Here is a 24,287-nt window from a genome sequence, read left to right as displayed (position 1 = left end):
CGACAGTCATGAAAGCCATTCGCCTGCTACTCCCCATCGTTGTTTTTATCTCATCATGTAAAGTATTAAGCGGTACCGGCGAGCAGCCTGTGCTGGAAGGAACGCATTGGAGGCTGATCGCCCTTAACCAAAAACCGGTAGAACCCAGTGAACAGGCTTTTTTGGAATTTAAAGAAGGGAAGGCATCCGGGAAAGCCGCCTGCAACTCTTTTTCTTCGGAGTACGAGCTTAAGCGAAGTCACGTGAAGCTAGGCCCGATCATGTCCACCAAAATGTTTTGCGACGGGCTGATGGACCAGGAGAACCAGATCGTGCAGAACCTGCAAAAGGTAACGCGGTTCGAGATCCGTTACGGGTTGCTGTACCTCTATGAATCGAATAATTTGCTGATGACCTATAAGAGGTAGTTGCTTCGGCAGGCTCAGCATAGCAAACTAACATGATCGCGCGTTATCGTGTTTTCGTAATACTGAGCCGGGCGAAGGGAGATCCTGCTTAATCCACCGAAGGCACCGTAAACGTATACGTTTCCTTGTTTACCGGGTAGCTAAAATCGCCGGAGCGTTCAGTTTGCCACCAAAATTTGTTCCTGATCTTTTCCTGGTTTCCGATTTCGTTCATAGTGGGCGCGTCGAAAATGCGGCCGTTTATCATCACGTACCTGATCTTTTCGCTGTTGCGGATATCTTCGAGCGGGTTCGCGTCGAGCACGATGAGGTCGGCTAATTTACCGGTTTCCAGCGATCCGATCTCTTTACCCATACCTAGGTATTGCGCTCCGTTGAGGGTTGCGCAGCGTATGGCCTGCAGCGGGGTCATACCTCCCTGCGCCAGCATCCAGAGCTCCCAGTGCGCTCCTAATCCCTGGAGCTGGCCGTGTGCGCCGAGGTTGATCTTTGTGCCTCCGTCTGAGATCTGTTTTACCGCCTTCGAGACCTCGATATGTCCGTAGTCGCTGTATTCGGAAGTAGTGCGGCGCCTGGAACGGGCGTCGATAATGCTCCGGGGAGTAAAGCTCATCAGGTGTTCATTCTCCCAGACATTGGTACGATCGTACCAGAAGTTTTCGCCCGATTGCGATCCGTAGCTTACGATAAGGGTAGGGGTATAAGCCGTTCTGCTTTCGTTAAAAAGAGATTTCATGTCTTTGTATACCGGTACTACCGGAATATTGTGTTCTATGCCCGTATGTCCGTCGAGGATCATACTCATGTTAGTAAAGTAGGTTGAGCCGCCTTCGGGCACTACTTCCATTTTTAGCTCGCGGGCTGCCTGGATGATCTGCTGGCGCTGATCACGGCGCGGCTGGTTATACGATTTCACAGAAAAGGCGCCAACGGCTTTCAGCCTGCGCAGGTGCGAGCGGGCGTCGTCGAGGTTATTCACCACTGCTTTAAAATCGCCCTCCGCGCCATACAAAATGGTGCCGGTGGAATATACGCGTGGCCCGGTGATCACACCCGCCTTTAACATCTCCGATTGGCTGAATACCATTTCGGTATTGCTTGACGGGTCGTGTGAAGTGGTTACGCCGAAGGAAAGGTTCACGAAATATCCCCAGTCCTGCTGCGGCGTAACGCCGTCAGGGCTGGTACGTAAGTGTGCGTGAACGTCTACGATGCCTGGCATGACGGTTTTTCCCGCCACATCAATCACCCGCGCATCTTCCGGTAACGGCACCTGTGCGGTTGTGCCGATGGCGACGATCCTGTTCTGATCGATAATGATGGTGCCTTTAGCGATCACTTCGTCGCCCTTCATGGTAATAATTCTTGCACCCGTCAGTGCGATTTTCCCTTGCGGGCGATCGGTGGTCAGGCGCAGGCCGATATCGGTGCCTACACTGTCAATGGCGGGCAGTTTTGCAGGTGCGCCATCGGCAAAAGAGAATGAGTTTTTGATCTCGCGCGAGAAATATTGCGGCCCCAGTGTCCACATCAGCCGCTGGCCGTCTTTGCTCCAGTGCAGGTAAGTGCCGGCATCGCGGGTAACTCTGGTAAGCGGGATGGCCTTGTTGGTGGCGGAGAGGTCGAAACTGCCGCCCGATTGCACCATGGGCGTGATGTAAGCGTTGTAAAATTCCGTAAAGGCGATCCATTTGCCATCGGGACTTGGCGCGAATTGCGTGGCGTTGGTGGAGGTATACAGCGTGCGTTCGTTGGCGCCGCTGAGGTCCATCACTTTAAACGCTTTTTTGGCACCTTCGGACGACTGGAAAAAGATCTTGCTGTCGTCGGCGCTGAAGGAAGGTTTCAGGCCGCGGCTGCTGATAAGGACGGGTTTAGTGCCATCCAATGTCATCACGTACATGCCCGGGTTTTTGCCGTAGCTATAACCCAGCATGTCGTTACCTACGCCTTTGCGGAAAGCGATCTTATCTCCTTTATTCGAAAATTTAGGGGAATAGTAGAAGCCGCGTTCCATGGTGAGGCGGGTTACCAGCTTGGTTTTGATATCCACCCGGTTGATAGAGCCTTTATATTCGTCGCTCCAGGAAACGAACACGAGCGATTTACCATCAGGGCTGTAATCAGGTTCGAATTCAAAATCTGTGGCATCCGTTACACGCGCTGGTTTCCCGTTAGGAAGGTCTTTTACATAAATGTGGCCCGCAGAGTTAAATGCCACCTGTTTTCCGTCAGGGGAAGTAGTTAGCTGGCGAACCATTTTAACATCGAATTCGTCCTGGAACACCTTCTGTTCAAAATGAAGGGATTCGGTAATATTTTGTTGTGAGGTCACCTCGAAGGGGATCACCGAGGCTGTTTGCGTGAGCAGGTCGAGATCGCGGATCTTTCCTTTGGCGTAAAAGATGATATGCTTACTGTCTGGCGTCCACGCGAAGTTCGTGTACAGGCCGAATATCGCCCATGCTTCCTGCTGATCGCGGGAGAGCTCGGTATAAACAGGCCATTCCTCCCCGGTTTCGAGATCCTGCAGGTATAGCACAGATTTTAACCGCACGCGCCGCACGAAAGCGAGCATTTTACCATCGGGCGAGATTTGGGGACGTACCGCGCCGCCTTGTCCGCCTGCTATGGTTTCGAATTCACCGGTTTCGCGGTTCAATCTCCGGATGTTGTAGATCTCGCCATTCGGATCTTTATTATATTGAAAAAAAGGGCCGGGGCTTACATCCTCACTAAAATAGACGAATTTTCCATCGGGGGAAACTTCCGGCTCGCCCTGGTCCTGCTGGTCGTTCTTACGTTTAGTGAGCTGTACGCCGTCTCCACCGGTAATGTGATACATCCACAGTTCGCCGGCGCCAAGCGACCGGGTCCCGGTGAAGTGTTTCCTGGCTACCAGGTATTGCGTACCCGGGATCCATACCGCGTTGTTGAGCAGGCGGAAAGTTTCTTTAGTCACTGCGTGCTTATTGCTGCCGTCGGCATTCATCACCCAGATGTTGTCGCCGCCGTCTTTATCGCTGGTATACGAAATATATTTCCCGTCTGAGCTGTAGCGGGGCTGCACCTCGAACGCCAGCCCGCCGGCCAGTAAAGCCGCCTTGCCACCTGCGGCGGGTATTTTGTAGATGTCGCCTAATAGATCGAAAACTATGTCCTTCCCATCGGGACTTACGTCGAGGTTCATCCAGGTGCCCTCGTCGGTATTGAATGACACGGATTTTGATGGACCTGAAGGTTTTTCCACATTCCATTTGGCGGGCTGCGCATGTACAGAAAAAAGAAAAGCAGGAATAGAAAGTAAAAGCAGGCAGGTAATCTTTCTCATAATGTTGCTGAAGGAATTACAAATATAAGAAAAACCCGGTCGCGATGCGGGAACCGGCTTATAAAGGCAGGTGAACCGATCTCACTTCTTTCCCGAAGAAAATGGCAGCATGCCGGTCGAAGTCAGTGGCCGACTCGGTGGTGAAAAAAGACTGGCTGCCGTTTTTGCTGCAGCGTGCCGCCATTTCCGGGTGACGCAGGAGATAATCTTCCAATCGTTCCGCTACGATGGCCCCCTGCGACAGTATCCTGGTGTTTTCGGGTACGTACTCACGTATCTTATTGATGAGCAAGGGGTAGTGGGTGCAGCCGAGGATGATCACGTCGATGTCCGGCGATTGTTCCAGCAGGTTATCCAGCCCTTGTTTGATGAAATAGTCGGCGCCCGGCGATTGGTGCTCATTGTTTTCGACCAACGGTACCCACATGGGGCAGGCTTGCTGGAAAACGGAGAGGTCGGGATAAAACTTACCGATCTCTACAGGGTAGGAGAGCGAAGAAACGGTGCCGGTAGTGGCGAGCACCCCCACGTGTTTTGTCAGCGACAATTCACCTACGAGCTCGGTGGTGGGACGAATAACCCCCAGCACCCGGCGCAATTCCTCCTTCTTTGGCAAATCCTGTTGCTGGATGGTGCGCAGCGCTTTCGCGGAAGCGGTGTTACAAGCGAGAATTACCAGGTGGCAACCCTTGTCGAACAAATGGTTTACACATTCGAGCGTGTATTGGTAAACGGTTTCGAACGAACGGTTGCCATAGGGAACACGCGCATTGTCGCCAAGATAGATGTAATCATATTGCGGAAGTCGCGCTGCGATCTCTTTAAAAACCGTGAGCCCGCCGTAGCCGGAATCGAAAATGCCAATGGGGCCTGTGTGCTCTGCCATAAAAGCTGCTTAGATATCGTTCCTGGCTACGCGAAGCAATACCGGGAAGCTTACCTTACGCGGCTGGTCGCCCCAGCTCTGTGCCAGGGCTGTAGCAAACTCATCTACCAGGTTGTACCCGTTTTTGGCAATGAAGTGCTGCACGGCAGACCAGGTTGAAAAATAGCCTGCCGCCTGCTCTGCCGTCCAATAATAATTCATGGTAAAATCGGGTACGGGAATATCCCTGAACGGGAAAGGAATGGTCCGGTAATCTTCGTCGATATAACGGCGCTCGGGGTCCCAGTACGGGCCGGTCACGCGTACGTAGAAATCCCGGATCAGCGGGTTAACCTCGTCGTCGGCAATGAACATTTTATACCCCGCGACCGCTAAAATGCCGCCGGGTTTGAGGGTTCGTTTTACTTCCGCATAAAAGCGGTCGAAATCGAACCAGTGAATGGCTTGCGATACGGTTACCAGGTCGAACATGTCGTCTGCGAAGTTTGTGCTTTCCGCAGGTTGCAGGCTGTAAACTATATTCGGCTGTTTTATAGCATGTGCCAGTTGTTTTTCGCTGATATCTGTGGCATATACCTGCTCAAACACGTTCGCCAGTTCCCCGGCTACCTGCCCGTTGCCGGTGCCGCAATCCCACGCGCAATGTTTGTGCGTCACGAATGAGCCGATAAGGTCGAACATCTCCTTCGGGTAAACGGGCCGGAACCGCGCATAAGAAGCTGCCTGGTTGGAGAAATTGTCTTTCATACGTTATGCGTTGGACGTTTATTACCCCTTGCCGTCATTCGTGAATGGTCCGGATATTGAAAAGTTGTATGTTAATTATTACTGGTCATGTAAAACCTCGAACGCACCAGGCAAACTTGCGCCCCCGATTCACACGTTAGCCACTCTAAACGATGTCACGGTCACCTTATCCCAAACCTTCCTCAATATATAAGGCTCGTTTGCCAGCCATTCATCCAGGTCAGCGGGAGTTTCAAACTGCACCATCATGGTAGAGCCGACCATTTTGCCATCGTCGTTCAGCATAGCGCCGCCCAGGACGAACTGGTTTTTTGACTTCAGCGTGCGTGCACCTTCCAGGTGGTCAGGACGAACTGCCATGCGGCGATCGAGGGCCTGTTCGTCTGTGAAATCGTAGGCGGTGATTAAATATTGGTTCATGAGATCATAAAAAGTATACTACAAAACTAATTCAATTTTAGTTTTGTATACCTTTGACGCGAAATAAAATGAACATGAAAACAACGCTTTCAAGAAGCATCATGATCGCAGGTGCGACCGCTGTCATCTTTAGCATGTATGCGGCAAGAAATGCCGCGGCACCATCGGGGATAGAGGTTAAGCCCGACGCTGGTAATGCCGGTTTGATCCTTCCTGCCGGATTTGGCGCGCTGGTGGCGGCCGACACAGTGGGTGGGGCTAGACATATCGCGGTGACTAAACAAGGAGACTTGTATGTAAAGCTCAGCCGTCCCCGGAACGGGAAGAGTATCATCTTCCTGAAAGATAAGGATGGCGACGGGAAGTTTGAAGAAAAAACCGGTTTTGCGGGTTATAGCGGTACGGGCATCGCCATAAAAGACGGGTATTTATACGCCTCCTCTAATACCGAAGTGTTCCGCTATAAACTGGATGGAAACGAACGGGTGGTGAATACCGGCGTCCCGGAGAAGATCGTAACCGGCCTGATCGATCGCAGGCAGCATGAAACGAAATCGCTGGCGCTCGATAACGACGGAAACATCTATGTAAATATCGGCGCGTTCTCCAATTCCTGCCAGATCAAAGACCGGGAGAAAGGCTCGAAAGGCAGAGAAAACTGCCCTGTGCTCGACTCGGCAGGCGGTATCTGGCAATTCCGCGCGGATAAGTTGAACCAGCAATATAGTGACGGCACCCGGTATGCCACCGGTTTACGCAACGTGGTGGGCCTCGATTGGAACCAGCAAAACAATACCTTGTTTGTGATGCAGCATGGACGCGACATGTTGAACATGTTCCCTGAATATAACGACAAGCAATCTGCCGAGCTACCGGCCGAATGTATGTTTATGGTTAAAAAAGGCACGAACGGCGGCTGGCCATATATTTATTACGATCCGGTACAGAAAAAGAACATACTGGCCCCGGAATATGGCGGCGACGGTAAGAAAGAAGGTGATCCTGCATTTACCCAACCTGTGGCGGCCTACCCAGCACACATGGCGCCTAACGGGTTGCTTTTTTATACCGGCACACAGTTTCCTGCGAAATACCGGAACGGCGCTTTTATCGCATTTCACGGGTCCTGGAACCGTGCACCGGAACCGCAGGCAGGCTATTTCGTGGTGTTCCAGCCATTTAAAGACGGCAAGCCCTTCGGCGATTGGGAAGTTTTCGCCGATAATTTCTCAGGCTCGAAAGAAGCAACCGCGGCCGGCGGCAGGTCTGCACAGCATCGCCCTTGCGGATTGGCGCAGGGACCTGACGGTTCGCTGTACGTTTCTGACGATAGTAAGGGGACGATTTACAGGATCGTGTATAGAGGGAAGTAGAGAGTTGTCAAGTTATCAAGTTGTCAGTTATCAGCTATCAGCCGTCAGCTATCAGTTGTCAGCTATCAGCTATATTATAATTATCAAATAAATCGATGAACCAGCGATTATCATTTATCCTGATCCTGGGTGCTGTTTTAGTTAGCGCCTCCTGCAGTACGGGAAGCAAGATTCTTACGTTAAAGCCTGCCCCGGATTATAATAACACCCAGGTAGTATATGATAAACAACTTTCGTTTGTAAACCTGCCGGTGGAATTGAGCATTGCCGATATTCAGAACCAGACCAATAAGTACCTGAACGGTGTGATCTACGACGATGTTTCGATGGATGGGGACAACATGATGCTGAAGGTGTCGAAACAGGCGCCGATCGCGATACGCGAAGAATCGGGCAGGCTTTACATGGATCTGCCGTTAAAGATCTGGGCGCGGGTGAAATACGGGATCGAGAAATTCGGCATTTCCGCCATGGACACCCGTGATTTTAACCTGAACGGTACCATTAAGCTGAGTACCTCCGCCGGTCTGACCAACTGGAAGGTGACTACCAATACCACCATCGAAGGAATTGAGTGGGCGGAAAGTCCGAGCGTAACCGTAATGGGCAAAAGCGTGCCGATCACCTACCTCATCAATCCAACCTTATCGGTCTTTAAAACAAAGATGGCAAAGATAATGGACCAGACGATCAGCCAGTTTGTGGATATTAAACCATATGTATTAAGTGCGCTCGAAGAAATGAGCAAACCTACCGAGGTAGATCCGGAATACCACACCTGGTTCGCTATCCAGCCTGTTGAGCTGTATGCCACCAGGTCGGTGATTGCCAATAAGAAGATCACCGTTAATTTGGGCATGAAGTCGTACCTGGAAACCAGTGTAGGAGCCAAGCCGCAACTGAGCTTCGATAAATCGAAACTCGTACTGAAGGCCGTAAATACCATGCCGAACGAGTTTAACGCAAACATTGCAGGATTTGTAAAATATCCCGATGCCGCCGCACTGATGCAGAAAAACTTTGCCGGGGAGAAATATGAATCGGGTGGCCGCGCGGTTACCGTTAATAAGGTGGACCTTTGGGGTAAGGATGGCAAGATCGTAGTACAGCTGGGTATGTCGGGCTCGTTAAACGGCGACATTTACCTTTCGGGATTTCCCATTTACAACGCCGCCACTAAAGAGATTTATCTTGACCAGGTAGACTTTGTACTCGATTCCAAAAACCGGCTGATGAAGGCGGGCAGCTGGCTGGTGCATGGCATCATCATTAAAAAGATCCAGCAAAATTGCCGGTTCTCCATACTTGAACAGCTAATTGAAGGACAGAAGACCATGGCTACGTACCTGAACGGCTATCAGCCTGTGAAAGGGGTGAAGGTAAACGGCTCGATGACGGAATTGACGCCGAATAAGATCTTCCTTACGCCGAACGCCATCGTTGCCATGGTGGTGGCAAAGGGGAAGGTAGCGATCAGTATCGATGGGATGGAGTAGCGGTTTAGCCGTAGCCATACCCGACAGCTAATAACTGGTAGCTGCTGATAACTGACGGCTGATAGCTGATAACTGACAGCTGATAACTGATAACTGATAACTGATAACTGATAACCGTTACCTAAAACTAGGTGCTACTACTAACTCTTTACGTCCTTTCTCATAAGTATAAAATCCGTTTCCTGATTTAATGCCCTTATGACCGGCGTTCACCATGTTTACGAGCAGGGGGCAGGGGAAATATTTGGTGTTACCAAAGCCCTGATAAAGCACCTCCATGATAGACAGGCAAACATCCAGCCCGATAAAGTCAGCTAGCTGAAGCGGTCCCATGGGATGTGCCATGCCGAGTTTCATTACCGTGTCTATTTCTGTGACACCGGCCACGCCTTCGTGCAGCGCATAGATCGCTTCGTTGATCATTGGCATGAGGATCCGGTTGGCCACAAAGCCCGGGTAATCGTTCACCTCTACGGGAGTTTTCTCCAGTTTCTCTGAGAGCTCCATCACCAGCCGGGTGGTTTCGTCGCTGGTAGAAAACCCCCTGATCACTTCCACCAGCTTCATTACAGGGACCGGGTTCATGAAATGCATGCCGATCACCTGCGCGGGCCGTTCGGTAGCTGCCGCGATCCTGGTGATGGAAATAGAGGAGGTGTTGGTGGCCAGGATCGCTTCCGGCTTGCAGCAGGCCGAAAGCTGTTTAAAGATCTTTAGTTTAAGGTCGGTGTTTTCTGTAGCTGCTTCCACCACCAGGTCTGCGCTCATCGTTCCTGTTTCCACATCGGGGAAGGTGGTGATGTTTTTTAGCGTACTTTCCTTCCCGCTTTCGCTGATGAGCTCTTTGGCTACCTGGCGGTCGAGGTTAGCGGTGATAGTTTTAATGGCGCGATCCAGCGCTTCCTGTGAAATATCGACCAGGTTAACCATGTATCCATGTTGGGCAAAGCTGTGTGCAATGCCGTTTCCCATGGTTCCGGAGCCGATCACGGCGATATGTTTGATCATACGATACGGGGTAAGGCGCTAAAGTAGGGTATTCTTGGGAAAATCGAACAGGCGGAGGTCGCCGGTATTGAAGCTGATCTCCCGCCAGTCATGGAAAGGGAACCCGATCAGGGCTACGGCGCAGGTAGGCATGTTACCGATCTCCCGTCCCGATAAAGCGGTGGTGAGCATCGTAATCCCTGGGTTGTGCCCAAAAAGTGCCACCAGGTCATATTGGTTGTCGAAGGCATTTACCGTTTCAAGGAGGGTATTTACCGACGCCTCGTAGATGGCTGGGCAGGGCTGGATCGATTGTCTGTCGATACCCCACGCCTCAGCGAAATATCCCGCGGTGGTCCATGCACGGACGGCGGGGCTGGACACAATTTTCTGCGGGAGTATTTTCGACTTCATCAGCCGGGTGGCCATCATGGGCGCATCCCGGTGCCCGCGGGCGTTCAGCGGTCGCTCAAAGTCGCTCAGATTCCGGCCTTCCCAGTCCGATTTGGCGTGTCGTACAAGTAAAATAGATTTCATTTTTAACAAAACTAAAGTTCAAACTGAGTTGAAAAAGGTGTTTTTTACACATTTGTATAGAAAATATGTAAAAAATAGGTTATAACACCTTACCTTGCACTCTGTTTTAATTAGTAAATGATAAAGCGTATGAAAAAAGAATTACTTAAATGGTGCTTACTATTCGTATGTGTAATTTCGCAAGCTTATGCTCAGAACCGGACCGTTACGGGTGTGGTGACTGACAAAGCCGACGGAACTTCACTACCAGGAGTAAGTGTGGTTGTTAAGGGCACTAAAGTAGGTACCCAAACATCAGTTGATGGAAGATATTCCATTGTAGTAGCAACGGGGCAGTCGCTCACGTTTACCTATCTGGGGTATACTACTCAAACATTACCGGCAACAGGCGCTTCGGTGAATGTCGCATTGGATCCTGATGCACGTCAGCTGAGCGAAGTCGTGGTTACGGGTTACGGTGTTCAGCGTAAGAGGGAAGTCGGCGGCGCGATTGCAAAGATCAGCGGGGAGGATTTTCAGAACGCTCCGATAGCGTCTTTTGACAAAGCGATCCAGGGACGTGCGGCAGGTGTTGTTGTACAGGCTAATAACGGTATCCCCGGTGGTGCGGTGAACGTCCAGATCCGTGGGGTCGGGTCGTTCTCGGCGGGAACACAGCCGTTGTACATTGTTGACGGTGTGCAGTTAAATGGCGCTACCAACTCTGGTTTTACCCAGTCGAACTCACTGGCGGCCATTAACAGCAACGACATCGAATCGATCGAGATCCTTAAAGATGCGGCTTCCGGCGCGATCTACGGGGCACAGGCTGCAAACGGGGTAGTGCTTATCACTACCAAAAAAGGCAAGAACGGAAGAACCAAGTTTGACCTTAACTATTATACAGGTCGTGCGGACGTGATCAAGCAGTATGATGTACTGAACACGCAAGACTATGTGAAACTGCGCCTGGAAGCGGTTCAAAACGCGAATCCTACCGCTACGGCTACGGCGGTCCGTAACTCGGTATTGGGTGAGATCGGGCAGGCAACTACCCTCACAGACGCCGATATCGCTGCGCTGCCAAGCTATAACTGGCAGGATGAGGCATTCAGGACCGGTGTCGTTTCTAACTATGAGCTTTCAACAAGCGGTGGAAACGATAAAACCACCTTCTTCCTTTCCAGCTCTTACAATACCCAGGACGCTATAATGACCAAGGCGGATTTTAAGAGAGGAACTTTTAAGTTATCACTTGATCACAAAGTGAGCAGTAAATTTAGTGTGAACGCAAACCTGAACCTGAGCAGCTTCAAACAGAAAGCGCCTTTTTCCATTTCAGGTTCCACCATCGGTAACCCGGCGTTCTCTTCCAGTCTGATCCTGCCGTTCAACCCGGTTTATAACCAAGACGGCACATTTTTCGGTATGCCGGGTTCAGGGCAAACGTTCCGTGGCGTTCTTAACCAGAACATCGTGGCTACCAACGAGTATAACATCAGTAACCAGCGTACCAATAACCTCATCGGTTCGTTCTCAGGAACCTACAAGTTTATGCCTGAGCTGAGCCTTAAGTCATTCTATTCACTTGACTACAGGATGCTTACCGGAAAGAACTTCCGTGATCCGCGCACGCAGGACGGCTATAACCGTAAAGGTTATGGTGAAGTGCTGGCAGATTATAACACCAACTTCATGACCACTCAAACGCTGAACTACAGCAAAGTGATCAACACAGATCATAAACTGGACGCGTTAGTTGGTTTTGAGTACAGAAGCGATATGAACGAAGGTACTTACGGCTTCGGTGACGGCTATCCAACGCCACAGTTCACCAATCTTGGCGCCGCTGGTAATGCGCTCGACGTAGATGAGTATTCAACCGGTTATAAACGTGTCGGTTATTTCAGCAGGGTGAACTATAGCTTCAAAGGCAAATATATCATCAATGGTATTTTACGTTACGATGGTTCTTCCAGGTTTGGTTCCGACAATCTTTTCGGATGGTTCCCTGGCGTAAGCCTTGTGTGGAATATCTCTGACGAGCCTTTCCTTAAAGCACCATGGATTAACGATATCAAGCTTCGCGCCAGCTATGGCCAGGCAGGTAACGACAGGATCTCCAACTTTGCCTCACGCAGCTTATTCAGCAGCAGCGGCGTATACAATGGTTCGCCGGGTATCGCGCAATCATCATTGGGTAACGTCAACCTGCAGTGGGAAAAAGCAACTACCTATGATTTAGGTGTCGATTACTCCATCGTAAATAACCGTATCTCAGGTTCATTTGGCGTATTCCTCAAAAGAAGCAGCAACCTGCTGCTCGGACAGCCGTTATTAGGAACTTCCGGCTTTACTTCTATCACCACCAACGTGGGCTCGATGGATAATAAAGGTATCGAAATCGAGCTGAACACCACTAACCTGGAGTTTAAAGGGTTTAAATGGGTTACCAACTTTAACTTTACTTACATCAAGAACGAGATCAAAAAACTTTACGGCGGGCTTTCACAGCTTCCAAGCGATCCTTCGGTACGTGTAGGTTGGGACTACGGCGCCATTTTCCTTGCTGAATACGCAGGTGTTAACCCGGCTACCGGTCGTCCATTGTTCTACGACATTAACGGTAACTACACTTACTCCCCAACCGCTGCCGATCGTAAATACGTGGGATCTACTTTCCCTAAATACACCGGTGGTTTGAATAACACGTTCTCTTACAAAGGCTTTGATCTCGACTTTCTCTTCCAGTACCAGTATGGAAGAAAGCAGACCGATGACCAGGAGCGTTTTATTTCGGAGCTTTCGCAAAGAGCCCTTAACACCACTTACGATCTTTACAACCGCAGGTGGACCACTCCGGGCCAGATCACCGACGTGCCAAGAGCATACAGCGGTGGTATTGAGCCGCAGGGTGTTAGCGCGCTTAGCGGAAACAGGTTCTACAAGAAAACCGATTACATTCGTTTAAAGCAGATCCAGATCGCTTATTTACTTCCTAAAAACCTTGCTACGAAACTTAAAGTAAACAGTGCAAGGGTATACGCAAACGGTACGAACCTTTTCACCTATGATGATTGGGGTGGATACGATCCGGAGTTCTTCAATTCTCCGCTAGGAATTATTCCTCAGTCTAAAAACTTCACATTTGGCCTTCAGGTTGGATTTTAACGACTAAGAACATGATAACATTAAATAAATACGCAAAAACGATCTTACTTGCAGGCGCGCTGGCTTTTACGGCGGTATCTTGTAAGGATACCATCAGTGTGGATCCGGTTGACCAGATCCCTGCTGATGACGCATTGAGTACTAAAGAGGGTATCGACGCGGCTATCACTTCCATTTATGCCACGCTTAAAACCGAAGTAATGTATGGAAACAGGATGGTGATGCTTGGTGACGCACTGTCTGATAACGGCCAGGGTACCAATAAGGGCGGGAGATACCTTTCTGAATCACGGAATACCCGTGGTGCTCACTATTCACAGTGGTCTACCGCTTACGTAGTTCTTAACAGGATCAACCGCGCATTGGAGGCTGCCCCTCTGCTGAACCCGCCAGTTGTAACCCAGGCGCAGAAAGATGCATGGGTTGGCGAGTTGAAATTCTTAAGAGCACTGTATCATTTTGACCTTGTTCGTACCTATGCCTATATCCCGGGAGCGGTGGTAGCTGCACAGGATAAAGGTGGCGTTCCTATTTCAGACAAGTCGACCAAGACAGCTGAGGAAGCGTTGAACTTTTCGTCGCCAAGAGCGACCATCAAACAGGTATATGATTTTATTTATGCCGACCTTGACGATGCGGTGGCAAAGCTGGCCAGTATGACCGGCACCACCTCTCCGGCGAAAGCCAACAAGCAGGCCGCCCAAATGCTGTATTCGAGAGTAGCCCTTTACAACAAGGACTATCCTAAAGCGATCCAGTATGCAACTGACGCGATCAATGTAAGGGGAACAACATTGTTAACCCCGGCAAACTATGTGAACGGTTGGAGCGTCGCCGTAAACCCTGAGTCTGTTTTCGAGGTAACTTCATTCAATACTTCAGAAACGTTAGGTGTAAACCTTTCGCTCCAGACTAACCTCACTACCCTGGTTGCCCGTGGCGACCGCGCGCGTAAAGGCGGTTTTGGTGATCTTGTAGCCACCGTCGACCTCGCCAACGCGCTGGGAATCACCGTTACCGGAAGCGGTAGCGCGACTGCGGCAATCACAGCCAGAACGGCCGATGTGAGAAACCAGCTGTTCGAGCTGAGTGCAACTTCGAGCTCCCCTTATTATGTAGAATGTACCAAGTACCTGGGTAAAGGCGGTGCAATTAACGTGGATAACTTCCCGTTGTTCCGTATCGCGGAAGCATACTTAGTGCGTGCGGAAGCTTACTACAATACGCCCGGAAGCGAAGCGCTTGCGCTTGCAGATGTGAATAAGATCAGGACCAATCGCGGCCTGGCGGTTTCTGCCGCAACCGGCACTGCATTGCTGACCGAGATCCTGCTGCAGAGAAGAGTTGAATTCGCGTTTGAAGGACAACGCTTTTTCGACCTGAAACGTCTTGGTTTAGATATTTTCAAACCAGCTAGCAACACAGTTGTGGCTTTCACAGACCCGGTAATTCTTCCTGCTATCCCGCAGGCTGATGTTGACGGAAGCAAGGGTACCATTCCTCAAAACTTTAGTTATTAATAAAATTAGCAATGAACAAAATAAAATATCTATTAGGAATCGTCATCCTGCTCTTTTCATCTTCTTGTATCAAGAATGACGAGATAACTGTCCAAAGCACTGTGATAGAATGGGATGCAGCTACTTATAATGCCAACTCAGCAGGGCTTTTATACCCGTTGCTAACCCGCTATACCGGCTATGGCAGGGCAACCGTAACCACCGACCCGTTGCTTACCAGGACATCCGGTACCGTTAAGTTGCGTGTTAACCTTGTCGGCCCGCAACGCAGCACAGCTACAGAGATCTCTTACTCTGTACAAGCCGCAGGTACTACCGCTGTTTCTGGTACACACTTTACTACCACGGGCAAAGCCACCATTCCGGCAAACTCAAGTTTCGCTGAGGTTGAGGTGGTGATCCTGAACCCTGGAGCAAGCACCGGCGGCGCGAAAACATTGGCGCTCGAATTGCTGCCCAGCGGTGACATTAAGCCCAGTGAAAATGAGAAGTATATTGGTTTGAGCATTGCCCAGAACTAAATAATACACGTTATTGAGTTATCTGGAAAGTCGCCTTTGGCAGGCTTCCCGCGGGTACTTTAAAAGCAGCAGTTAACCACTGCTGCTTTTAAACATTTTAGTGATCGCTTCTTTAGGAATATAAACTTTCATTAAACTAATACTTCTTATATTTATACGTTCGGAGCTTTAACAGTGCCGGGACATTGAAATCGGATAATTTAAATATTAACAAGTATGAAAAAGGTACTATTAATAGCAAGCTTGCTTTTTATAGGCGTCAACGGGGTAAAGGCCCAGGGATTTGTAACGGACATTAACGGCAAACCGGTTCTTACGAAAAACTATTCGGAAGTACAGGGAGATCCTAACCTGTATAAAGATTGGGTAAATGGTCTTGTGAAATTCAATGAAGGAAAGCCTTACCGTTATGATAAGCTGAATTATGACCAATTAAATGACAATCTCTTGTTTCTGTCGAAGACCGGGGAACCGTTTAATTTTATCGATCCGGTGTCGGAGTTTACGCTAAGCAGCGGAATGATGGAAAATCAGACATTCAGGAACAATTATCCTGCAGCCAAAAATACTACCGAGAAATCTTTTTTCCAGGTGCTGGCCGACGGAAAAGTTCAGTTTTTAAAGCGCAGCATAAAATCGATCATTGAAACTAAAGAATACAACTCAACAGCCGTTAAGACATTCGTACCTGTAATTAGCTATTACATCTTTAAGTCGGGGCAAATGATCCCCGTTAAGAAAGATAAAAAGATCATTCTTGCCGTTTTAAGCGATAAAGCAGCAGCGCTCGAAAAATATATCGACAGCGAGAAGATCAGTTTTAAAGACGACAGCGATATATCGAAGTTGATCGGGTATTACAACACGATCAACCAGCGTACATAAGATCATATTGCAGATGCTACCAGTTTGGCATCCAGTTCCTTCATACATTTAAAATGCCCGAGGGGGCATTTTTTGTAACCGATCTTTGAGCAGGGCCGGCATTTGAGCCCGGGATGCTGTACGAGCTTCGACCTGTCGGTTCTAAATGGGTACATGCCAAATTCGGGAACTGTATTTCCCCAAACAGACGTGATGGGTTTGTTAAAAGCTGCCGCGATGTGCATAAGGCCGGTATCGTGTGTAATGATGCGTTCAGCCATTTTTACCACGCAGGCGGATTGATTTAGCGATAACGCTCCACAGGTGTTTAGTACATGGCTGCCAGCAGCTTCCGCTATGATGTCGCCGCGCTCCGCATCGTCTTTTCCTCCCAGGAGTACAACAGGAGCCTCGATGAGGCGGCATACCTCCACCAATTTATCTACCGGCATCCGTTTAGTGGCATGCTGCGCACCGATCGCAATACCAACGTACCCCAGGCGATGCGAGGGCGGAAGTAACTCGCTTAGCTCATAATCCCTTTCCAGGAAATAGTCGAGCCCTTTTCCGTCATCAATTATGCCGAGGAATTTTACGGTGTCCAGGTTACGGTCTACGATGTGTACATCCGGCATCAGGTTTACCTTAAAATTAACCAATAACCATTTCCGGATATTCAGCTTGTTAAAAGAGACGGCATGAACTCCCAGTTTTAACTTAAGGATACGGGTACGCAGGTTGTTGTGAAGGTCGATGATGTGATCGAAATGTTCATTCCGAAGGGATTCGACGGTTTCATCCCATGAAGCTGCCGCTAAATGCAGCTTATCGATGTATGGATTGTGTTCCAGCACCGTTTTAAACGCGGGTTTGGTAATAAAATGGATCTCGGCTCCGGGAAGCTGCTGTTTCAGGCAACGGATCACCGGCGTTGTTAATACGATGTCGCCGATAGAGCTGAACCGGATGACCAGGATCTTCATGTGTTATTGCTTGACCGTACTTTTCTCTGATCAAAAAAACGGCTGATCTCTTCCATTGAGAACGTGTTCAGGCAGTTTGCAGCCGCGAGGCCTCCTTTTCGCGCCACGAGAACGCCATAGTGCATGTCGTGAAATCCTTCGGTACGGTGAGCGTCCGGGTTCACCGACAACAAGACGCCTTTATCTGTCGCGTAGCGGTGCCATCTCCAATCCATGTCCAGCCTGAGCGGGTTTGCATTGATCTCGATCACTACGCCATTCGCCGCGCAGGCGTCGATGATCTTTCTAAAATCCACCGGGTACCCGCTTCTGCTGAGTAATAAGCGCCCGGTGGGGTGGCCGAGGATCGTGGTGTATGGGTTTTCGATTGCTTTGACCAGGCGTTCAGCGGCGCGTTCCTCCGTCATTTTAAACGCGGAATGGATAGATGCAACCACGAAATCAAAGGTAGCCAGTATTTCGTCCGGGTAATCAAGTGATCCATCAGATAAAATATCCGATTCAATTCCTTTAAAAATCTTGAAAGGTGCCAATTTGTGATTAAGCAGATCAATCTCCGCATGTTGTGCTATTACACGTTCTTCAGATAACCCTTTGGCATATACGGCCGATTTGGAATGATCGCAATTACCAAGGTATTCGAGATTAAGCACATCCCGGCAATACAGCGCCATTTCTTCCAGTGTGTTTACGCCGTCGCTCCAGGTACTGTGATTGTGCAGGGTACCTTTAAGGTCGTTATACGTAAGCAATTCCGGGAGTTTGTTTTCGCGGGCGAGCTCCAGCTCATTAAAGCCTTCGCGAAGCTCGGGCTCGATATAAGATAACCCGGCCATTTCATAGATTTCGGGTTCCGTGTAAGTAAGCAGGTCTTTACCCGCTAACAGATCTTTTAGGGAAGAAACATGAGACTCGTTGCCTGTATGATGGATAAGTTCCCAACCCATTTCGGCGGCGGCGCAAAAATGAATGTTCACCTTGAGGCCGTTGTTTGCTTCCGCGGTTATCTTGTCGCCTGTCCTGCCGATGACGGTAAGCCTGTCTGTGATCGGTTCAAAAGAAGATGCAGGCTTGTCACAAACCAGGAAGTCGAGGGAGTTAATGATCTCACAACGGCGCCTGAACTCACCGGTAATGATCACGGGAGCGTCGCCGGTACAGGTCTTTATATCTGCTAAAAGCTGCTCTGCCAGGAGCACCAGGTGTGCGTAGAGGAATTTGCCGCTGCCTGCGAGTTTAAACTCGATGGCCTTGATAATCTCTTCCTGGGTTTTGCTTCCAAATCCTTTTGCTTCGATCAGGCGGTTTTCATTGCAGGCGTACAGGAGCTCACCGAGGTCTTCGATGCCCAGCGTCTTCCAGATCACCGATGCCTTTTTAGGCCCCAGCCCTTTAACAGACATGATCTCGATCACACCCGAAGGTGTTTTAGCGATGAATCCCTCCAGTTCGGCGAGCGTTTGCGTATCCAGCAGTTCCCAAACCTTCGCGGCGGTGCTTTTCCCTATACCATCTATCTTTTCAAGTTCCGCAAGCGGTTTGCCGGCTGCCTGGAACGGGAGCTTGTCGATCTTGAAGGAGGCGTTCATCACGGAGCGCACCTTAAATGGATTCTCGTCATGCAGCTCCATCAGCTGGCCGAGCAGTTTTAACCGGCGTGAAATGGTTTTATTATCCATCGATTTTATTTGCCCAAAAATATCCTATTTCACGGAGATCGTAAAGGGCATTCTCGCCTGTACGCCGGTTAGCCGTACGGCACTTTTAAGCTGTTTGTAATAGGTATATTCTTCGCCCAGCTGCATCCTGGTCACATAGTCTTTCATGCGTTCGCCGGAATTATCGAATAACGATTGGAAGGGGTCTTTCATTACCGGGTAATTTACCAGCTTATAGTCTTTCAGCTTCGCCATCCCGGCAGCACTGCGGATGGCGTCATTTATGCTTCCCAATTTATCTACCAGGCCTATTTTTAATGCTTCTGTGCCGCTCCACACCCGACCCTGGCCGATGCTGTCGACATACGCCTGGCTCTTTTTACGGCCCTCGGCCACGCGTTTGGTAAAACCGTCGTATACCCGGTTTACTTCACGCTGGAAGATCAGGCGTTCGGCAGGGGTGAGGGGGCGGTCGATGCTGCCCATATCGGCATATTGCCCGGTTTTAACGCCGTCAAAGGTAATCCCGAGTTTGTTATTAAAGAATTCTTTCATGTTAGGGATAATACCGAAAACGCCGATCGAACCGGTAATGGTATTGGGCTGCGCGAAAATTGAGTCGGCACCGCAGGCGATGTAGTATCCGCCGGATGCGGCAACATCGCCCATTGATACCACCACGGGTTTCACTTTCCGCGTAAGCACCACTTCCCGCCAGATAACGTCAGATGCCAGCACCCCCCCGCCGGGCGAATTCACGCGCAGCACTACTGCCTTTACGTGATCGTCCAACCGTACTTTACGCAGATCGCGGGATATTTTTTCAGAGCCCATCACTTCGTCGCTGCCCTCACCGCCGGCTATCTCGCCCACAGCATATACTACTGCAACCCGGTCGCCGGTAACGGCAGTTGTTTTCCCGGCATTACCGCTGTAATCTTCGATGCTGATCGAGTTTACGTTCTTCTTTTTATCGATCCCCGTGGCGGCTTTTAATTCGTCGAGCAGTTGGTCCTTATACCGAACGCCGTCCGCCAGCCTGTATTTTACCGCATCAACAGCCGTGCGCACCTTCAGCTCATTGGCAATTGCGAACAGGGAATCTTTGGGGATCTTCCTGCTGGCGGCAATAGAGAGGAGGTAGTGGTCGTACATCGATCCGAGGAAAGAGGTCACCTGCAGCCGGTTGGCATCGCTCATGTGGTCGAGTATAAAGGGCTCTACCGCGCTTTTATAGGTGCCCACTTTGATGATCTGCGCCTCGATCCCTAACTTATCAAGGGCGCCCTTAAAGAAGGTGATGTCGGAATTGAATCCGCTGAATTCCAGGAAACCTTCGGGGTTAATGTATACCTTATCCGCTACAGAAGCGAGGTAATAGTCGCCTTTGGTATACACCTCACTGTACGAGTAAATAAACTTATGCGAGGTTTTAAAGTCGATCAGCGCGTTCCTGATCTCTTCGATGGTTGCCATACCAGCCTGTATGCCGCTGAGGTCGAGACAAATGCCCTTTATATTGTCGTCGGTCCTGGCTTTTTTTATGCTTGCCAGGATGTCGTTAAGTCCCAGTGATTTGGTTGATTTAAACCCGGGTATGTTCAGGCCCTCCAGCGGGCTGCTGATGGTGCGTTCGTTGATCGGGTAGTTAAGGTCGATACGCAGTACCGAGTTATTACTAACGTCAGCCGGCGCTTCATTTCCCGCTGCCGCGATCATGGCACTAATGCCGATAACAAAGAAGATAAAGATCACAAATATTGAAATAAGGAAGCCTAGCATAGAGGCCGCCACAAACTTGAAGAATTGTTTCATCAAAGGTGAATTAGTACATTACAATAATACTAATTTAGACCCTCGAAGGTGGGATAAGTTTCATAACATTGCAAAATATTAACTGTTCATGGAACTTGTTTACCTGCTCCTGGGAAGTAACCTGGGTAACCGCGAATCCTACCTGCAGCAAGCCCGCCTGCATATCGCTCATAAGATAGGCGAAATAGCAACGGAATCTTCTTTGTACAGCACCGAGTCGTGGGGAAAAACGGATCAGCCGGAGTTCATCAACCAGGTGATCGTCGTAAACAGCGCGCTTTCCGCGGAAGAGGTCCTGCGCGAGGTGCTGCACATCGAGCAGCTGTTGGGACGTGAGCGCAGCCAGAAATGGGATTCGAGAACGATCGACATCGATATCCTGTTTTATGGCGCCGAAATCATTGATACGCCTGACCTCGTAATACCGCATCCGCAGCTCCATCTCCGCAATTTTACGCTGGTGCCGCTCGCCGAACTTTCTCCCGGCCTGGTACATCCGGCATTACATTTGAGCATCGAAGAAATAATTGAAAATTCTTCTGATAAATTGGCGGTAAAAAAGATAAACCATTAAATTGCACCCATTATGTTTGAAGAAAGCAATAACGCCGGCCAGGGATCCGAACTGGATTTATCTTATTTAAATGATATTTCTGGTGGAAATGTGGAGTTCATGGTAGAGATGATCGATATTTTTCTGGAGCAGACCCCAATCTACTTCCAGCAGCTTTCTGAGGCGATACAAGAAAGCGACTGGAAGCAGGTGGCCGAAGCGGCACATAAGATCAAGCCAACCCTGGCGTTTATGGGGGTGGACCATGCCCGCGAGGAAATGCAGGTATTAGAAAAGAATGCAAGGATGGGGGAGAATCTCGGAACGATCGAACCGGCCTACCAATCGCTGATCAAAACCTGTGATCAGCTTTTCATAAAGCTCGAAAAGTATAAGAAAGAGCTGCTTAGCCAAATCTGACCGATATTCCGGCGATTTTTTTGTTATTTTCTCCTTTACTTTACTACTTTAAACTGAACGAGCGACAATCCTACGTAGATGAAGAATATCATCGGGAATGCCGTGAATTTAAAGATAAGGATCAGTATCGACCCGGATATCAGCAAAATATACCGGAAAAGATTATCGTCCAGTTTCTTACTTCTGAACTTCAGGGACATGAGCGGGATCTCGGCGATCAGCAATAACCCCATGCCCAGCGTAAACACAAACAGGAAGAAGGGATTCAGGATATAGTTTGAAAGCGTGACGTTCGCCTCAGAGATTCCGGGTAGGGAAGCGATCACCAGCGCGTTCGCCGGTGTAGGCAAGCCGATAAAGTTATCTGTTTGCCGCGGATCGATATTGAATTTCGCCAGCCGTAACGCGGAAAACACCGCAATGAGGAACGCAGAGAAATTGAGAAACGTGCTTACGGTACCCAATGAAGGCGAGCGAAGAAACAGCTGGTAAATGATCACTGATGGCAGGATGCCGAAGCTCACGATATCTGCCAGGGAATCCAACTGTTCCCCGGTTTCTGAATAGGCTTTTAGAAGACGGGCCGTTAACCCGTCGAAGAAGTCGATGATCGTTGCCAGGATGATAATAAAGCCCGCATAAACCAATTGGTCCTGGAATGCCAGTACAATACCTACACAACCGCTGAAAAGATTGAGGCAGCTTAGCGCGTTGGGAACGTGTTTCTTCATGGATATCTAAGGCGATCTTAACTATTCATGGATATCAAGAACTCTTCGTTGGTTTTGGTGCCTCTCATTTGACCTTGCAAAAATTCCATCGCTTCCTGCGAATTCATATCGGCAAGGTGGTTACGAAGGATCCAGATACGCTGAAGCGTCTCTTTATCATGCAGCAGGTCGTCGCGGCGCGTACTCGAAGCCGTAAGATCGATGGCCGGGAATACCCTTTTGTTAGAAAGCTTGCGGTCGAGCTGGAGCTCCATGTTACCGGTGCCTTTAAATTCCTCGAAGATCACCTCGTCCATTTTAGATCCCGTGTCTGTAAGGGCAGTGGCAAGGATGGTAAGCGAGCCGCCGTCTTCGATATTCCGGGCGGCGCCGAAAAAGCGTTTTGGTTTATGAAGCGCATTGGCGTCCACGCCACCCGAAAGGATCTTTCCGGAAGCGGGAGCAACAGTGTTATAGGCACGTGCCAGCCTGGTGATCGAGTCGAGCAGGATCACAACGTCGTGGCCGCATTCTACCATGCGTTTTGCCTTCTCGAGTACGATATTGGCGATCTTTACATGGCGCTCTGCCGGTTCATCAAAGGTAGATGATACCACTTCGGCGCGTACGCTGCGTGCCATATCGGTCACCTCTTCCGGGCGTTCATCGATCAGCAGGATGATCAGGTATACTTCCGGGTGATTCTTTGCGATCGCGTTCGCTACATCCTTAAGCAGCATGGTCTTACCCGTTTTAGGCTGCGCTACGATCAATCCGCGCTGGCCTTTGCCGATCGGGGTAAAGAGGTCGATGATCCTGGTAGAATTATTGCCCGGCCCGGTAAAAAGGTTTAGCCTTTCGGTGGGGAACAGCGGGGTAAGGAAGTCGAAAGGAACGCGGTCCCTTACATCGGCAGGGATCCGTCCGTTAATGGCTTCTACGCGCACCAGCGGAAAATATTTCTCCCCCTCTTTGGGAGGACGGATACTCCCGCGGACCGTATCGCCCGTTTTCAGGCCGAAGAGCTTGATCTGCGATTGTGATACGTAAATGTCGTCGGGAGAAGTAAGATAATTATAGTCAGAAGACCGCAGGAAACCATAGCCATCGGGCATGATCTCCAGGATGCCTTCATTTACGATCACGTTATCGAAATCGAGGTTTACCACCGGCTCAGGCGCTTTAGGTTCCACCGGTGTTTTAGGCGCTGGTGGCTGCGTATGCTGATTTGAGTTCTGGTTTCCCTGGTTCTGGTTTCCCTGGTTCTTGCGTTCGAAACGCGTTGTTTTACTTTCTGAAGGGGCTTTTTCCGGTTTGGTCACAGGCTGGGCGGGGGTTTCCACGCTGACGGGCTCAACCGGTTCGGCAGGAGGGGCTTCTGTTTTCACAGGTTCCCCGGTGCGGGGAGCCTCAGCAGGCGGGTCGAAGAGGTCGCTGTCTGCTACCCGGGTATCGGGTGCATGCGCATCCTCTTTCGCCTTTACTGAACGTGTGCGTTTGCGTGGCTTCGCTTCAACCGCCGGTTCCGCGCCCGCGGAAACCAGTTCCGGCTCAGGTGCAGCCGCGGCAGGCGGGGCGCTTTGGTGTTCGGTGATCCTATTGATCAGCTCCTGTTTTCGCAGCGCATCTGTATCGGCTATACCAAAAGACTTCGCAATTTCACGCAGCTCCGATACGAGCTTGTCGTTCAATTCATTACTTGTTAACATCAAAATATGTTGAATTATTGATAGGATTTATTATTTAATGAAACTCGCCCGGTCGCTACAGACTCAACATGGTTGCTTATATCCACGCTTGATTAAGAAGTTTTGATGATTTCCTGTCGTGCAGGGCAAATTGAGATATCGTTACAATTGTACTGCAATAAAATTTAAAAATCAAAAACTTTAAAAAAAAATTCATGCCA

The 24,287-nt window shown here is 49.7% G+C and carries 20 protein-coding genes; 9 read left to right on the top strand and 11 right to left on the bottom strand.

Annotated features, from left to right (window positions below):
- Window positions 1-8: 8 nt before the first annotated feature.
- On the top strand, window positions 9-407 hold the full coding sequence (locus GS398_RS08810) for an META domain-containing protein (protein ID WP_160906400.1): 399 nt from the start codon (window positions 9-11) through the stop codon (window positions 405-407).
- Window positions 408-495: 88 nt separating this feature from the next.
- Here the strand turns inward: GS398_RS08810 and GS398_RS08805 are convergent, their stop codons facing one another.
- From GS398_RS08805 to GS398_RS08790, 4 genes are all read right to left on the bottom strand, one after another.
- Window positions 496-3,738, bottom strand: coding sequence for an amidohydrolase family protein (locus GS398_RS08805; protein WP_160906399.1), 3,243 nt, complete (start codon window positions 3,736-3,738; stop codon window positions 496-498).
- A gap of 58 nt (window positions 3,739-3,796) precedes the next feature.
- Window positions 3,797-4,624 (bottom strand): glutamate racemase, encoded by an 828-nt coding sequence (gene murI, locus GS398_RS08800; RefSeq protein WP_160906398.1) that lies wholly within the window; start codon window positions 4,622-4,624, stop codon window positions 3,797-3,799.
- A 9-nt stretch (window positions 4,625-4,633) separates the two neighbouring features.
- Window positions 4,634-5,371 carry a class I SAM-dependent methyltransferase gene (locus GS398_RS08795; protein ID WP_160906397.1) on the bottom strand — a complete coding sequence of 246 codons (738 nt, stop codon included), beginning with the start codon at window positions 5,369-5,371 and terminating at the stop codon, window positions 4,634-4,636.
- Window positions 5,372-5,500: 129 nt separating this feature from the next.
- On the bottom strand, window positions 5,501-5,791 hold the full coding sequence (locus GS398_RS08790) for a YciI family protein (RefSeq protein ID WP_160906396.1): 291 nt from the start codon (window positions 5,789-5,791) through the stop codon (window positions 5,501-5,503).
- 74 nt (window positions 5,792-5,865) lie between these two features.
- Between GS398_RS08790 and GS398_RS08785 the strand changes: the two genes are divergently transcribed.
- Together GS398_RS08785 and GS398_RS08780 are read left to right on the top strand one after the other, a co-directional pair.
- Window positions 5,866-7,164, top strand: a complete 1,299-nt coding sequence (locus tag GS398_RS08785) for a PQQ-dependent sugar dehydrogenase (protein WP_160906395.1) — start codon at window positions 5,866-5,868, stop codon at window positions 7,162-7,164.
- A 95-nt stretch (window positions 7,165-7,259) separates the two neighbouring features.
- Entirely contained in the window at window positions 7,260-8,660 is a 1,401-nt protein-coding gene (locus GS398_RS08780; RefSeq protein ID WP_160906394.1) for a DUF4403 family protein, read from the top strand.
- A gap of 117 nt (window positions 8,661-8,777) precedes the next feature.
- On the opposite strand, the gene GS398_RS08775 is transcribed toward GS398_RS08780, so the two are convergent.
- Together GS398_RS08775 and GS398_RS08770 are read right to left on the bottom strand one after the other, a co-directional pair.
- Window positions 8,778-9,668, bottom strand: coding sequence for a 3-hydroxybutyryl-CoA dehydrogenase (locus GS398_RS08775; protein ID WP_202405995.1), 891 nt, complete (start codon window positions 9,666-9,668; stop codon window positions 8,778-8,780).
- A gap of 18 nt (window positions 9,669-9,686) precedes the next feature.
- Window positions 9,687-10,184, bottom strand: coding sequence for a SixA phosphatase family protein (locus GS398_RS08770; RefSeq protein WP_160906393.1), 498 nt, complete (start codon window positions 10,182-10,184; stop codon window positions 9,687-9,689).
- Between the two features lie 129 nt (window positions 10,185-10,313).
- Here GS398_RS08770 and GS398_RS08765 point away from each other — a divergent pair, with 129 nt between their 5' ends.
- The 4 genes from GS398_RS08765 (at window position 10,314) to GS398_RS08750 (ending at window position 16,260) form a co-directional block, all read left to right on the top strand.
- Window positions 10,314-13,334: a SusC/RagA family TonB-linked outer membrane protein gene (locus tag GS398_RS08765; protein WP_160906392.1), complete on the top strand. Its 3,021-nt coding sequence runs from the start codon at window positions 10,314-10,316 to the stop codon at window positions 13,332-13,334.
- Between the two features lie 11 nt (window positions 13,335-13,345).
- Window positions 13,346-14,854 (top strand): RagB/SusD family nutrient uptake outer membrane protein, encoded by a 1,509-nt coding sequence (locus GS398_RS08760; RefSeq protein ID WP_160906391.1) that lies wholly within the window; start codon window positions 13,346-13,348, stop codon window positions 14,852-14,854.
- A gap of 11 nt (window positions 14,855-14,865) precedes the next feature.
- Window positions 14,866-15,375: a DUF4843 domain-containing protein gene (locus GS398_RS08755; RefSeq protein ID WP_160906390.1), complete on the top strand. Its 510-nt coding sequence runs from the start codon at window positions 14,866-14,868 to the stop codon at window positions 15,373-15,375.
- 216 nt (window positions 15,376-15,591) lie between these two features.
- A complete protein-coding gene (locus GS398_RS08750; protein WP_160906389.1) occupies window positions 15,592-16,260 on the top strand; it encodes a hypothetical protein in 669 nt (222 codons plus the stop codon).
- A gap of 2 nt (window positions 16,261-16,262) precedes the next feature.
- Here the strand turns inward: GS398_RS08750 and GS398_RS08745 are convergent, their stop codons facing one another.
- Genes GS398_RS08745 through sppA form a run of 3 tightly spaced genes read right to left on the bottom strand, consistent with a single transcriptional unit; the run spans window position 16,263 to window position 20,695 of the window.
- Window positions 16,263-17,222 (bottom strand): glycosyltransferase family 9 protein, encoded by a 960-nt coding sequence (locus GS398_RS08745; protein ID WP_160906388.1) that lies wholly within the window; start codon window positions 17,220-17,222, stop codon window positions 16,263-16,265.
- Window positions 17,219-18,901 carry a DNA polymerase/3'-5' exonuclease PolX gene (locus GS398_RS08740; RefSeq protein WP_160906387.1) on the bottom strand — a complete coding sequence of 561 codons (1,683 nt, stop codon included), beginning with the start codon at window positions 18,899-18,901 and terminating at the stop codon, window positions 17,219-17,221. The genes GS398_RS08745 and GS398_RS08740 overlap by 4 nt, the downstream gene beginning before the upstream one ends.
- Before the next feature lie 24 nt (window positions 18,902-18,925).
- The gene (gene sppA / locus GS398_RS08735; protein ID WP_160906386.1) at window positions 18,926-20,695 is read right to left on the bottom strand and encodes a signal peptide peptidase SppA; all 1,770 of its coding nucleotides are present in this window, start codon (window positions 20,693-20,695) and stop codon (window positions 18,926-18,928) included.
- 88 nt (window positions 20,696-20,783) lie between these two features.
- Here sppA and folK point away from each other — a divergent pair, with 88 nt between their 5' ends.
- Both folK and GS398_RS08725 read left to right on the top strand, forming a co-directional pair.
- On the top strand, window positions 20,784-21,269 hold the full coding sequence (folK, locus tag GS398_RS08730; protein WP_160906385.1) for a 2-amino-4-hydroxy-6-hydroxymethyldihydropteridine diphosphokinase: 486 nt from the start codon (window positions 20,784-20,786) through the stop codon (window positions 21,267-21,269).
- A 12-nt stretch (window positions 21,270-21,281) separates the two neighbouring features.
- Window positions 21,282-21,668, top strand: a complete 387-nt coding sequence (locus GS398_RS08725) for an Hpt domain-containing protein (RefSeq protein WP_160906384.1) — start codon at window positions 21,282-21,284, stop codon at window positions 21,666-21,668.
- A 35-nt stretch (window positions 21,669-21,703) separates the two neighbouring features.
- Here GS398_RS08725 and pssA read toward each other — a convergent pair whose 3' ends face one another.
- Window positions 21,704-22,399: a CDP-diacylglycerol--serine O-phosphatidyltransferase gene (pssA, locus tag GS398_RS08720; protein WP_160906383.1), complete on the bottom strand. Its 696-nt coding sequence runs from the start codon at window positions 22,397-22,399 to the stop codon at window positions 21,704-21,706.
- A gap of 17 nt (window positions 22,400-22,416) precedes the next feature.
- Window positions 22,417-24,087, bottom strand: coding sequence for a transcription termination factor Rho (gene rho, locus GS398_RS08715; RefSeq protein WP_160906382.1), 1,671 nt, complete (start codon window positions 24,085-24,087; stop codon window positions 22,417-22,419).
- Window positions 24,088-24,287 lie beyond the last annotated feature (200 nt).

Origin of the sequence: Hufsiella ginkgonis (genome assembly GCF_009834915.1) — a bacterium.
Taxonomy (GTDB): domain Bacteria; phylum Bacteroidota; class Bacteroidia; order Sphingobacteriales; family Sphingobacteriaceae; genus Hufsiella; species Hufsiella ginkgonis.
This window is presented reverse-complemented; position numbering and strand designations above follow the sequence as displayed.

Excerpts from the sequence above, each read along its gene's own strand:
- GS398_RS08810 (WP_160906400.1), top strand. The coding sequence starts at position 9 with ATGAAAGCCATTCGCCTGCTACTCCCCATCGTTGTTTTTATCTCATCA.
- GS398_RS08805 (WP_160906399.1), bottom strand. The coding sequence starts at position 3,738 with ATGAGAAAGATTACCTGCCTGCTTTTACTTTCTATTCCTGCTTTTCTT.
- murI (WP_160906398.1), bottom strand. The coding sequence starts at position 4,624 with ATGGCAGAGCACACAGGCCCCATTGGCATTTTCGATTCCGGCTACGGC.
- GS398_RS08795 (WP_160906397.1), bottom strand. The coding sequence starts at position 5,371 with ATGAAAGACAATTTCTCCAACCAGGCAGCTTCTTATGCGCGGTTCCGG.
- GS398_RS08790 (WP_160906396.1), bottom strand. The coding sequence starts at position 5,791 with ATGAACCAATATTTAATCACCGCCTACGATTTCACAGACGAACAGGCC.
- GS398_RS08785 (WP_160906395.1), top strand. The coding sequence starts at position 5,866 with ATGAAAACAACGCTTTCAAGAAGCATCATGATCGCAGGTGCGACCGCT.
- GS398_RS08780 (WP_160906394.1), top strand. The coding sequence starts at position 7,260 with ATGAACCAGCGATTATCATTTATCCTGATCCTGGGTGCTGTTTTAGTT.
- GS398_RS08775 (WP_202405995.1), bottom strand. The coding sequence starts at position 9,668 with ATGATCAAACATATCGCCGTGATCGGCTCCGGAACCATGGGAAACGGC.
- GS398_RS08770 (WP_160906393.1), bottom strand. The coding sequence starts at position 10,184 with ATGAAATCTATTTTACTTGTACGACACGCCAAATCGGACTGGGAAGGC.
- GS398_RS08765 (WP_160906392.1), top strand. The coding sequence starts at position 10,314 with ATGAAAAAAGAATTACTTAAATGGTGCTTACTATTCGTATGTGTAATT.
- GS398_RS08760 (WP_160906391.1), top strand. The coding sequence starts at position 13,346 with ATGATAACATTAAATAAATACGCAAAAACGATCTTACTTGCAGGCGCG.
- GS398_RS08755 (WP_160906390.1), top strand. The coding sequence starts at position 14,866 with ATGAACAAAATAAAATATCTATTAGGAATCGTCATCCTGCTCTTTTCA.
- GS398_RS08750 (WP_160906389.1), top strand. The coding sequence starts at position 15,592 with ATGAAAAAGGTACTATTAATAGCAAGCTTGCTTTTTATAGGCGTCAAC.
- GS398_RS08745 (WP_160906388.1), bottom strand. The coding sequence starts at position 17,222 with ATGAAGATCCTGGTCATCCGGTTCAGCTCTATCGGCGACATCGTATTA.
- GS398_RS08740 (WP_160906387.1), bottom strand. The coding sequence starts at position 18,901 with ATGGATAATAAAACCATTTCACGCCGGTTAAAACTGCTCGGCCAGCTG.
- sppA (WP_160906386.1), bottom strand. The coding sequence starts at position 20,695 with ATGAAACAATTCTTCAAGTTTGTGGCGGCCTCTATGCTAGGCTTCCTT.
- folK (WP_160906385.1), top strand. The coding sequence starts at position 20,784 with ATGGAACTTGTTTACCTGCTCCTGGGAAGTAACCTGGGTAACCGCGAA.
- GS398_RS08725 (WP_160906384.1), top strand. The coding sequence starts at position 21,282 with ATGTTTGAAGAAAGCAATAACGCCGGCCAGGGATCCGAACTGGATTTA.
- pssA (WP_160906383.1), bottom strand. The coding sequence starts at position 22,399 with ATGAAGAAACACGTTCCCAACGCGCTAAGCTGCCTCAATCTTTTCAGC.
- rho (WP_160906382.1), bottom strand. The coding sequence starts at position 24,087 with ATGTTAACAAGTAATGAATTGAACGACAAGCTCGTATCGGAGCTGCGT.